We start from the raw sequence: 10,215 nt of genomic DNA on the forward strand, positions 1-10,215 counted from the left end.
CTCGCCCACACACCCACATCAGCAAGGTCCCCACCCATAACCACATCAACGACGAACCTGGCCAGCAGTCACGGTAGGCACCGTTGCAGTACTAGGTCATTTTCGGTATCGCCGGCACGCACAGCCACGCGAGGCCTGCGGCGGCCAGGTAGGCGAGCGCGCCGATGGCCATGCTGGTGCGCAGCCCGGTGTTGTAGTCGGCGGCTGTGGCGAGCAGGCTGCCGCCGAGCGCGACGCCGGTGGCGCTGCCGATCTGGCGGGTGGTGTTGAACAGGGCGGAGGCGGCGCCTGAGTACGCCGAAGGCGCGGCACCCATCACGGTGGCGGTTGAACCGGTGAGGGCGAAGGAGGTACCGAATCCCGCGGCCATCATCGGGGCCAGCAGCAGCGGGTAGGCGGGGTCGGCTCCCGCCGCGGCCCAGCCGGCCAGCCCCAGGGCAGCCAGGAGCATGCCGGAGATCACCAGTGGACGATCGCCGGTGCGGCGGGTCAGCCGCCCGGACAGGACGGAGGCGAACATGGTCATCGCCACCGTCGGGAACAGCGCCAGCCCGGTGCCGAGGGCGCTGAAGCCGCGCTGGTGCTGGAATTCCAGACTGGCGGTGAACAGCATGCCGTAGAAGCCGAAGTTGAACAGCAGGCCGATGACGGCTCCACCGCTCATCGCACGAGAGCACAGCAGGCTCGGCGGAAGGACAGGAGAGCGGGCCAGCCGCTCGCGCACCGCGAACGCCGCGGCGGCCAGCACGGCCAGGCCCACCCCAGCGAGAACAGCCGGATCGGACCAGCCCCGCCGCCCGGCCTCGTTGAGCGCCGCGGTCAGCAGCGCCACCGCTGCCACCACCGCGCACTGCGCCGGCCAGTCCAGGGCCCGGGCGGCGCGCCGGGGTGAGCGTGCCACATGCCGCAGCGTCAGCACCAGGCAGGCCACACCGACGGGCAGGTTGATCAAGAACACCCAGCGCCAACCCAGCGTGGAGACGAGCAGCCCACCCAGCAGCGGACCAGCAGCGGCCGCGATGCCCGCCATCGAACCCCACAGTCCGAAGGCCCGCGAGCGTACGGCCGGCGCCGGGTAGGCCTGCTGGAGCAGGGCCAGGGAACCGGGCACGATCAGAGCCGCACCGAGCCCCTCCACCAACCGGGCCGCAACCAGGGACGGGGCGCTCGGCGCGAGCGCACACGCGGCCGAGGACAGAGTGAACACCGCCACGCCCGTGCAGAAGACCCGACGGTTGCCCAGCCGGTCACCGAGCGCGCCACCGGTCAGCAGGAACCCGGCGAAGACCAGGGTGTACCCATCGGTGATCCACTGGATGCCGGTGAGCGAGGCCGACAGTTCGCGGCCGATCACCGGCACGGCGACGTTGATGGCCGTCACATCCAGGATCACCATGAAATACCCGGCGCACACCGCCAGCAGCGGCGCCCAGGACCGTCGCTCGGACTCCGGGGCCGGCTCGGGAGAGGGCATCGACTCACCACCGCCGGCCGACTCCGCGAACGCCACGGCCCAACTCCGTCCCATCGGCCAAGACACGACACCAAAAGCCACAATAAGGGACATATGCGGGACTGCGAGATCGCCCGGTGGCAGCTCAACCTCTCGAACCCGCGTAGCGCGTGGAGCAGGTGGTGTTGATTCCAAATCAGGGTGCGGTCCAACAGCTCGCGCCGGCAGGTCGACACCCACCGTTCCATGATCGAGTTCATGCGAGGCATCCGTACTCCCCTGAGTACTGCCTCGATCCCCGCATCGTTGAGGACGGCGTCGAACAGGCCGGGAAACTTCCCGTCCCGGTCCCGGATCAACAACCTGGCCCGGCAGCCGGCGTCTTCGAGGTCCATGACAAGGTTCTTCGCGGCTTGCGTCACCCACCTGGCGGTGGGGTGCGCGGTGGCGCCGAGGATCCGGATCCGGTGGCTGGCGTGCTCGATCACCGCGAACACATACATGCGTGCCCCGGGCAAGGTGACCGTTTCCAGGAAGTCACACGCCAGCAGGGCGTCGGCCTGGGAACGCCGGAAGTCCGCCCACGTGCTCGTAGCACGCTCGGGTGCCGGATCGATCCCGGCTTCCTGGAGGATCTCCCGGCCGCAGCGTCTTCCGTGGGCCGTGCCGCAGGCCCGAGGCCTCCTCGCGGGGACTTCAACTACCACGATGTGACCCACGACGAGTGCTTCACACACGGCAACAGCGCCGGCAAGCCCGAGTGGGTCAAGTACCACTTCGCCCTGTGCGGCCGAGGCACCGTCCAGGTCGTCGGCGTCGACGTGGAGACCGGCACTCCCGTCGGCACCCTCACCTACGTCGAGACAATCATCGGGTACGCCTTCCAGGGCGAGCGGTCCGTCCTGTTCGAGCAGTACATCGAGAAGATCAACACCACCGGCACCATCAAAGACACGACTACGTTCCTGATCAACCGGTGGAACCAGTCGAGTGCCACAGGCGCCGTTCTGCACAAGGGACAGAAACACGGGGGCGTCACGCAGGTCTCGGGTGGCTTCCGCGGCGAAGTCGGCGCGGCGCAGCAGGACGCCAGCATGAAGGGTTGGAGGAGGGAGAGCAGGGAGCTGCTGACCTTCGACGAAGACGCGGCCTCCGGTACCGGCCGCGACAAGGTCCACACGTACGACTTCGTCCCGGCCACCTTCTTCATAGCCAAAGGCAACAAGAACGTCCAGCTGGCCGAACCCAAGATCAGGGTGCGGTTCGACAGCGCCCCCTACCTGACTTACAAGAAGGGCAGCATCTTCACCAACGTCCGCTCGACCATGAACTATGACCGCAATGATCCCGTGGTCAACGAGACAGCTCAGCACATCTGGGACGCCCAGAATCATCCGGGAACCACGATCCCCGCCAAGACGGGCAAGAAGATCCCCGGCGCCCCCACCACGACGCCATTGCACCGGATCTACTACGACGCCACGCTGCGCAGGCAAAACCGTGACACCGCGCGGGCGGCGTGCCAGGCCAAGTGGCCGAACTACTCCGCCAGCGGCAAAGACTGCGACGAATTACCCGTTCAGCACCACGAAGGAAGGGGCCAAGAACGCGAACGGCAACTACTCGGCCCGGGCCCTGGACAGCACGGACAACCAGAAGGCGGGATCACGGCTCGCCACCTGGTACAACGACGACCGCATCCTCGACGGTGACGCCTTCTACGTGAAGGTGAAGTAGCCCCCGCACGAGCGGAGCGGGCCGCCCGCAGCCCGCCCCGCTCAGCGCCTCACGGCGACAGCTGGATCACAAAGCGTTCGAAGAACCGGTAGGCCTCCAATTCCTCCTGCGCGTCCTCTTCCTGTGAGGCCGCCCAGACACACACCCGATAGGGTCCGGGCGAGGCGAGGGCGTACTCGTCCCCGGCCGGTTCCCGCATCAGGTTGACCAGCTGGATCCGCCCGGACTCGAAAGACACGGAGGCCACTTCCCCGATCGCCCGGAATCCCTCCCCGACCGGCCCGTCGGGCGCCGAGTCCCAGATCTCCACCCGGACCCTGGCCAGTTGGTCTTCGAGATCCGACGCGACCACCACAGAGTCTTCATGGACCAAGAACGCGGAGTTGCCAGGTATCCGGGCGAACGGCTCCTCGTTCCCCGGATCGTTGTCGATCAGAGCGAACAGGTGCCGCTCCACCAGCACCACCGCCTCAAAAGAGTCAACCAGCCCCACCGCATGCCCTCCACCCGCTGTACGGAGCGCCAGTATCCCAAGCAGCGCACGCCACCAGGATCTACCAAGGCGGGACGCTACCCGCGCGTCACGTGCGGGCCCACCCTCAACAACTGGACCCGCCCGGCAGTTCAGCGGCGCGAATTCCCTTGGGCCAGGCCCGGAGCGCGTCGGCGAGGGTGAGGTTGCCTCCGCGACTCACAGTCTGCAGAAGCATGGCGTACTCGGTCCATTCGGCGGCGAGGCCGGCCGGGCTGCCCAGGACGGGCAAGGCGGCGCAGACACGGGCGGCGACATTCGGCAACAGCAGCGAGTAGACGTAGAGCGTGGCCGCGCGCGGAGCGCCGTGCGGAGACACTCGCCCACCTCGCCGCATGCGTCCCCGTCCACCACATGGCTGTTCCGCTCAGTGTGGAAACGGGGCCGGACGAGGGTGGGAACAGAAGGGCGGCCAGGCGGTGTGCGAACGGCAGGTTCCAGTTTTCGGGAAAGGACACCCCCGTCATCGTCAGGGGATAGCGGGCCACCTGGCGTGAACCTCGCTGCGCCAGCAGTTTGTCGCTGCCACAGCTGTACGGGCCTGCTTCTGTGAGGTTCGGCTCACGGGCCTTGGCCGGGGGGCACTTTCCAGCCCTACGTCTCCAACTTCAACATCAATATCGACTAGCGCCGGAGAGCGGGGCGGAGCTCGACGCCTGGGCCTCAGTGCTCAGGCGCCGAGCGGAAGACTCCTGCGGTCAGCTGTCCTTCGCGGTCGTCGTTCCGTTCTTGTCGGTGGGGTTCCTGGGGCGTTTGTTGGGGCGGTAGCTGGGGCCGTTCATGATGACCTGATGGCTGCTGTTAATTCAGCCGGTCCAGGAGCGATTCGGCGACGACGAGGTTGGGGAACAGGGGATACCAGTCGCTGGGTGCCCGGTTGCTGGTGATGATCAGGGATCGTCCCTGCCGATCGCTGACCAGCTCGTAGAGGTCGTCGGCCTGGGCGGCGTCATCTGGCGCATGGCGAAGTCGTCGAGGATCAGGACGTCGGGGGGGCAGCTCGCGCATGCGCTTGTCCCAGGTGCGGTCCGCGTGGCCGCCGGCGAGCTCGGCCACGATCCGGCTGGTCTTGGAGAAGCGGACGTTCGCGCCCTGACGAACGGCGAGGTGCCCCAGGGCCTGGGCGATATGGGTCTTGCCGACACCGAGCACTATCGAGGGTTCGGTTCGAGATTCGGCATGTTGCCGCTGGGCGGGACCTTCATGAGATCGATGTGACGTGGCTGCGTTGTCAGTGCAGCCTCGTATGTTGGCCCGATGATTCAGAAGGTGGTCGACGAGCGGGCCGTCGAAGCGGCGGTGAACGATGCTGAACAGGCGATAGCCGAGTTCGACGGGGCCTGCCGGTGGCTGGCTGCTGCCCGGCAGGGACCGATGGAGCCTCTTGCAGCCGAGGTCTGGGTGTTCGACAAGGATCTTGCCCGGGTGGTGTTGGTGAAGCACCGTTGGCGGGGTTGGGTTCCTCCGGGCGGGAAGGTCGAGGCTGGCGAGACACCGCGCGAGGGTGCGACCCGGGAGCTTTTCGAGGAGACGGGCCTTCGGGTGGAACTGCTGGCTGAGCCGGCAGCGGTTGCGGTTCGCTCTTATCACCCGGATTGGCCGGTCACGCTCGGGCTGTCGTATGCCGCCGTCGTTGATGCAGCGGCCTCGTTTGTCCCGGAGGCCGGACAGCCGGTGGCTTGGAGAAGGTTGGACGAGGGCTGGGAGAGCTATTTTCTCGATGATCTATCCCGAATCCGTCAGCATGCCGCATGGTTGGCTGATCGGGCGGGCCGTCACTGAGGGGCTGCTGCGACTCCTCCGCGGCGGGCAAGTTCGCGTCGGAGGTCGAGGTTCTCGCCGTGGGCTTGTTCGAGCGCGTCTCGCGGGGCCTGTACTTCTTCTCGGTGCTGCTTCTTCAGGCGGGTGATCTGACTGGTCAGCGCGAGGACGAGGGTGCTCTGCTCGTCAGCCGCAGGCGTTGGCGCGGGAACGGGCCGGGCCGGGGACCGTAGCCGCTCGATGCGTCCTCGCAGGTCGGGGTGGTTATAGAGGAACGCGTGGGAGACGCTGGCCTCGCGCTGGACGGCCTGGAAGGTGATCGGCTCACCGCGTTTGACCAGAGTGTGGATCGCCTTCTCTGCCGCAGCGGTCTTGGCCTGGGACTTGGCCTTCGCGGCGGTGGCGAGTGTCTGGGTGTGCTTGGCGCGAGCGTCGTCGGTCATGGGCGGGTCCTTCGGTGACGGTCGAGGTCGAGGGTGAGCGGGACGGGGCCGGTGGGGGCGGCGCCGCAGCCGGCGCCCTGGACGGCCCGGCCGGGCTTGGAGCGGAGGGTGTCCAGCAGCTTCGTGAGGGCCGCGTGTTCAGCCCGCCGTTGCAGCAGCCAGACGTTGTCCTCGGGCATCGGGCGTCCGTGCCGCTCCTGAAACGCGGTGGTGCTGCGGTTGATCAGGGCCTCGGTCTCGGCCAACTGCCGTGCCAGAGCACTTTGATGAGAGGCGTCAGTGACGAAGACCGAGCAGGTCAGGCAGGCGTTTCCCTTGTCGCAGGTCTGCAGGTGTCGGCGTACAAGTGAACGTGGCTCTGGCAAGATTTTCGTAGCCGGAGATCACCTCGGTGACACGATGGGCCGGTCCGCATCGTGGCGGCGGAAGTGGGCGATCAGGACGATATCGCGGTCAGAGCCCTCGGACCAGCTGCGGCAAGAGCATCGACGAGCCGGGAGACGGTCGGGTCGGAGGCCACCGGGCCCGAACACGGCAGGCTCGGCCCGCAGCATGCCGACGTCGGCCAGGCAATCTCCGCCCAGCGCGACCGCGAGTGCCACATCCAGCAGGATCTTGCCCGGACCGTGCACCGCCCGAGGACGCCGCCACGGCGCGAGCGCCGCCGATATTGCTCCGTCCAGGCCGGCCTTGCCGACCGTCTCGACCAGCAGCACCCCGCCGGCCTGCGAGACCACACCGCGACCGCCACCCGCGGTACGGACACGCGGGTACTACCCGACACGCTTCTTCACCTGAGGAGTGCTTCTTTCCATGTGACGACCTGAACCCAAGACAAGTACCACCGTTGCAGGTCAGGGGCGCTCTTCGCGTTTCTGGTCACCCATCGGACGCCCAGCCATGGGAACGCGCGGGAGCTGTCCGACGGCAGATGCTTTCCTGGGCGCGTAGGGCGGTGAGCAGGAAGAACCAGCCCACACGGCGCACCCCTTTCCCACCTCCTCGCGTGTCGCCAGCCATCGGCCACTGTCCGCCTGATTCCCGCACGACGGGGTGAACGCGGGGAGAGTGTCCGTCGGGAGCCCATGCGCCACCCCCATTACCAGTCCGAACGACTGACTGTTGCGGTCTGTCTGGCCAAGGTTCGCGGCAAATCACCGCAGGTCGGGTTGAGTGACGGCTGTGTGCGGCCAGCCCGGCGCCATCCGTACCAAAGGGCTGTCCGGACGGGATCGAAAGGAGCCGCTCATGGAAGGTGTACCGCCGGACGCCTGGAAATGGGAACTCGACCGTACGTCCGACCCGAGGCGCGAGCCCGGGCCGATCAACCTGCAGCGGTATGCGTTCGTACCGGCTTACGCCGGGATCGCCACGTTCTTCGGGCTGCCGCTGTGCCTCAATCCGGACGACCTGCGTGCCGGCCACGTCGATGTGGCAGTCGTCGGGGCGCCGGTGGACATGTCCACCGGGCACCGGGGGGCGGCCTACGGGCCACGTGCGATCAGGGCCGATGAGCGGATTCTGCCCAACACTCCGCAGATGCTGGTCAATCCCAGCACCCGCATCAAACCGTTCGAGGAGTTGACGGTAGTCGACTACGGCGATGCCGCCGTGGACCCGTTCAGCATCGACAACTCCATGGAACCGATCCGTGCTCTGGTCCGCGAGATCGCCGGAACGGGCGCGATCCCGATCGTACTCGGCGGGGACCACTCGATCCTGTGGCCGGACGCCGCGGCTATGGCCGACGTGTACGGGGCGGGCAAGGTCGGCGTGATCCACTTCGATGCCCATCCGGACTGCTCCCACGACCTGTTCGGCCATCTCACCTCGCACGCCACACCAATCCGCCGGCTGATCGAGGACGAGCATGTCCCCGGGCGCAACTTCATCCAGATCGGCCTGCGCAGCGCGATCGCGCCTGACGACGAACTGTTCGACTGGATGCGCGAGCACGGACTGCGCGCGCACTTCATGGCCGAGATCGACCGACGCGGATTCGACGTGGTCCTCCAACAGGCTATCGACGAGGCGCTGGACGGGCCGGAACATCTTTTCGTGTCGCTGGACATCGACGTGCTGGACCCGGCCTTCGCGCCGGGCACCGGCACCCCGGAGCCTCCCGGCCTGACCAACCGCGAACTGCTGCCGGCCATCCGACGAATCTGTCACGAGACGCCCGTTGTGGGCATGGACATCGTCGAGGTCGCACCCCACCTCGATCCCGGCTACACCACCACCATGAACGCTCGCCGAGCCATCTTCGAGGCGCTGACCGGGATCGCAATGCGCCGCAAAGGTCTGCCCGGTCCCGACTATCTGGACCCGGAGGCCGCCGGACCGCCGCCTGGGCAGCAGACATAGCCGTCGCCCTGAACGGCGAGCAACCCGATACGCTTCCTCACCTGGGGGGTGCGTCTCCCCAACCCTCGTCCAGGGCCCAAGACAAGTTCATCGTCCCAGGTCAGAGACAGCCTCGCCTCTCCGGACCTTCCCCCGAACAACTAGCCTCGTGAAAGCCCAAGGTTAGAGCCTGTCGGTTGGCCAGTTGATTACGCCGAGCATGGGCCGCTGACGGCCTCGGAGTTGTCACACTGGCACACACCACATGATCATTCCGAGGCCGTCGCCGCGCCTGAGGGCAGATCGCAACCGTCACGCGTCTCGCATGACCAGGCACCCCGACACGCTTTCAGAGGAAGACGCGCGCCACCTCCAGCCACTTCTGAGCGTCCTGTCCGGTCGCCGTCATGTTGGTCTCGGACCAGGGGCGACGCCGGGTGACACACAGACAGAAGTCGACAGCGCCGCCCTGTACCCGTTGCGCGGCAGCCTCGGGGCCCCACACCCAGGTCCGTCCGTCAGGCGCTGTCAGCTCGATGCGGAAGGGGTCCGCCGGCTCAGGCAGTCCGACGGCGGCGAAGGACAGCGCCCGTCCCAACACCCCCAGCGACGCCACGTGCTGCAGTCGATCCGTCGGGCGGTGCGCCACGCCCACAGCATCGAAGACGTCCTGCCCGTGTGCCCAGGTTTCCATCAGACGAAGGGGCGCCATCAGGGCCGGGGTCACCTTCGACATGTACCAGGGGAATGCGTGGTCCCATGGCGTGTCGCGCAGTGCCGCCGCCAGTTCCGTTCGACCGGCCCGCCACTCGTCCAGGAGTACCGACCGCGGTTTGGCCGCTCCCGCGGCGGCGGCCTTGTCTGCGTACCCGCTGCCTTCGGCTTCCGCCCGCCTGAGCTCGGCGCCGAACGCGTCCGGAGTGCGTAAGGCGCTGAGTGCGTTCGCGTCCGCCCACGCGAGGTGGGCTATCTGGTGGGCGACCGTCCAGCCCGGTGCCGGTGTCGGTATGGACCAGTCGTCCACTGCCCTGACCAGGACGTCGAGCTCGTCGCCCTCAGCCACCAGCGCGGACAGGACACCGGCGTCATCTACATCGGGGACGGCGAGGTTGTAGTTCAACATGTGTGCCATGGTGCCACTCCTTCCTGACCCACGGCGGAGACGAAGTGTGCGGGCAGACTCCGATGCCGCCGGAGTCTGCCCCCTCGGTGGTGGGGCCGAGGCGCCACGGGACCACCGTGCTTCCTCGACGGCGGCGCAGAGCGTGCCGGGCTGCCTGGTCATGCGAGACGCGTGACGGTTGCGATCTGCTCTCCAGGCACGGCGACGGCCCCGGAATGATCATGTGGTGTGTGTCAGTGTGACAACTCCGAGGCCGTCAGCGGCCGATGCTATCCGTCCAGCCTGACCGATCAGATGTGGGAGGTCATCCGGCCGCTCCTTCCCTTGCGTAACCTGTGGAAAGGCGGCGGGGTGCGTAAGTACGGAGACCGATTGGTGCTCGACTCGATCTTCTACGTACTGCGCTCGGGCTGCCAGTGGCGGATGCTCCCGCGCGCCCTGATGCCTTGGGACGCGGCGCACCGCTGGTTCACCAAGTGGCGCCGGGACGGCAGCTGGGACCGCATCCACGATGAGCTACGCCGCCAGCTCCGGATCGGGGCCGGACGCGACCCTGAGCCGTCGGACGCCGTGATCGACGCCCAGTCGATCAAGACCAGCGAGGGCGGCGAGGCGCGTGGAATCGATGCGGGGAAGCGAACGGCAGGGCGTTAGGTGCTGTCACGTTGTTGGGTGCGTGGGTGCCTGATGGTGTGTCGGGGCGTGGTGGGGCCCGGGTGCCGGCCTGTGGTCAGGTCGTGGTGGGCCGGCTGGCGGCGCCGGTGATCTGGTCCCGGATGGCGAAGCGGATGGTCATTTCGGCTCGGTGGTCGGGGGCGGTCAT

At 67.5% G+C, this 10,215-nt stretch carries 11 protein-coding genes and 3 pseudogenes; 4 read left to right on the top strand and 10 right to left on the bottom strand.

From position 1 onward, the window contains the following. Positions 1-91: 91 nt before the first annotated feature. Positions 92-1,510 carry an MFS transporter gene (locus ACZ7M3_RS52230; RefSeq protein ID WP_472073812.1) on the bottom strand — a complete coding sequence of 473 codons (1,419 nt, stop codon included), beginning with the start codon at positions 1,508-1,510 and terminating at the stop codon, positions 92-94. A 77-nt stretch (positions 1,511-1,587) separates the two neighbouring features. Then, positions 1,588-2,091: pseudogene (locus ACZ7M3_RS52235) on the bottom strand (integrase core domain-containing protein); the annotation flags it as partial. A gap of 703 nt (positions 2,092-2,794) precedes the next feature. On the opposite strand from ACZ7M3_RS52235, the gene ACZ7M3_RS52240 reads away from it, so the two are divergent. Continuing rightward, on the top strand, positions 2,795-3,190 hold the full coding sequence (locus tag ACZ7M3_RS52240) for a NucA/NucB deoxyribonuclease domain-containing protein (protein ID WP_472073832.1): 396 nt from the start codon (positions 2,795-2,797) through the stop codon (positions 3,188-3,190). A 49-nt stretch (positions 3,191-3,239) separates the two neighbouring features. Here ACZ7M3_RS52240 and ACZ7M3_RS52245 read toward each other — a convergent pair whose 3' ends face one another. The 3 genes from ACZ7M3_RS52245 to ACZ7M3_RS52255 form a co-directional block, all read right to left on the bottom strand. Further along, a complete protein-coding gene (locus tag ACZ7M3_RS52245; protein ID WP_472073814.1) occupies positions 3,240-3,683 on the bottom strand; it encodes a hypothetical protein in 444 nt (147 codons plus the stop codon). Positions 3,684-3,789: 106 nt separating this feature from the next. Then, complete coding sequence (locus tag ACZ7M3_RS52250) at positions 3,790-4,041, bottom strand: hypothetical protein (protein WP_472073816.1); 252 nt, start codon at positions 4,039-4,041, stop codon at positions 3,790-3,792. A gap of 482 nt (positions 4,042-4,523) precedes the next feature. Then, positions 4,524-4,874: an ATP-binding protein gene (locus ACZ7M3_RS52255; RefSeq protein ID WP_472073818.1), complete on the bottom strand. Its 351-nt coding sequence runs from the start codon at positions 4,872-4,874 to the stop codon at positions 4,524-4,526. A gap of 105 nt (positions 4,875-4,979) precedes the next feature. Between ACZ7M3_RS52255 and ACZ7M3_RS52260 the strand changes: the two genes are divergently transcribed. Continuing rightward, positions 4,980-5,504: an NUDIX domain-containing protein gene (locus ACZ7M3_RS52260; protein ID WP_472073820.1), complete on the top strand. Its 525-nt coding sequence runs from the start codon at positions 4,980-4,982 to the stop codon at positions 5,502-5,504. Here ACZ7M3_RS52260 and ACZ7M3_RS52265 read toward each other — a convergent pair. From ACZ7M3_RS52265 to ACZ7M3_RS52275, 3 genes and pseudogenes are all read right to left on the bottom strand, one after another. Beyond that, positions 5,498-5,926, bottom strand: coding sequence for a DUF6262 family protein (locus ACZ7M3_RS52265; RefSeq protein WP_472073822.1), 429 nt, complete (start codon positions 5,924-5,926; stop codon positions 5,498-5,500). The two genes, ACZ7M3_RS52260 and ACZ7M3_RS52265, sit on opposite strands and share 7 nt — an antisense overlap. Beyond that, on the bottom strand, positions 5,923-6,171 hold the full coding sequence (locus tag ACZ7M3_RS52270) for a hypothetical protein (protein ID WP_472073824.1): 249 nt from the start codon (positions 6,169-6,171) through the stop codon (positions 5,923-5,925). The genes ACZ7M3_RS52265 and ACZ7M3_RS52270 overlap by 4 nt, the downstream gene beginning before the upstream one ends. Positions 6,172-6,365: 194 nt before the next feature. Then, positions 6,366-6,663: pseudogene (locus ACZ7M3_RS52275) on the bottom strand (transposase); the annotation flags it as partial. 445 nt (positions 6,664-7,108) lie between these two features. On the opposite strand from ACZ7M3_RS52275, the gene ACZ7M3_RS52280 reads away from it, so the two are divergent. After that, positions 7,109-8,290 carry an agmatinase family protein gene (locus ACZ7M3_RS52280; RefSeq protein WP_472073826.1) on the top strand — a complete coding sequence of 394 codons (1,182 nt, stop codon included), beginning with the start codon at positions 7,109-7,111 and terminating at the stop codon, positions 8,288-8,290. A gap of 328 nt (positions 8,291-8,618) precedes the next feature. On the opposite strand, the gene ACZ7M3_RS52285 is transcribed toward ACZ7M3_RS52280, so the two are convergent. Continuing rightward, positions 8,619-9,401 (bottom strand): TIGR03084 family metal-binding protein, encoded by a 783-nt coding sequence (locus ACZ7M3_RS52285; RefSeq protein ID WP_472073828.1) that lies wholly within the window; start codon positions 9,399-9,401, stop codon positions 8,619-8,621. A gap of 285 nt (positions 9,402-9,686) precedes the next feature. Here ACZ7M3_RS52285 and ACZ7M3_RS52290 point away from each other — a divergent pair, with 285 nt between their 5' ends. Then, on the top strand, positions 9,687-10,046 hold the full coding sequence (locus ACZ7M3_RS52290) for a transposase (protein WP_472073830.1): 360 nt from the start codon (positions 9,687-9,689) through the stop codon (positions 10,044-10,046). Between the two features lie 76 nt (positions 10,047-10,122). Here the strand turns inward: ACZ7M3_RS52290 and ACZ7M3_RS52295 are convergent. Beyond that, positions 10,123-10,215 (bottom strand): annotated as a pseudogene (locus ACZ7M3_RS52295) (IS6 family transposase); the annotation flags it as partial.

It is taken from the genome of Streptomyces sp. NPDC111656 (genome assembly GCF_055656965.1).

Bases quoted from the DNA above. Each gene is read 5' to 3' on its own strand.
- ACZ7M3_RS52265 (WP_472073822.1), bottom strand. From the start codon at position 5,926: ATGACCGACGACGCTCGCGCCAAGCACACCCAGACACTCGCCACCGCC.
- ACZ7M3_RS52285 (WP_472073828.1), bottom strand. From the start codon at position 9,401: ATGGCACACATGTTGAACTACAACCTCGCCGTCCCCGATGTAGATGAC.
- ACZ7M3_RS52240 (WP_472073832.1), top strand. From the start codon at position 2,795: ATGATCCCGTGGTCAACGAGACAGCTCAGCACATCTGGGACGCCCAGA.
- ACZ7M3_RS52290 (WP_472073830.1), top strand. From the start codon at position 9,687: ATGTGGGAGGTCATCCGGCCGCTCCTTCCCTTGCGTAACCTGTGGAAA.
- ACZ7M3_RS52260 (WP_472073820.1), top strand. From the start codon at position 4,980: ATGATTCAGAAGGTGGTCGACGAGCGGGCCGTCGAAGCGGCGGTGAAC.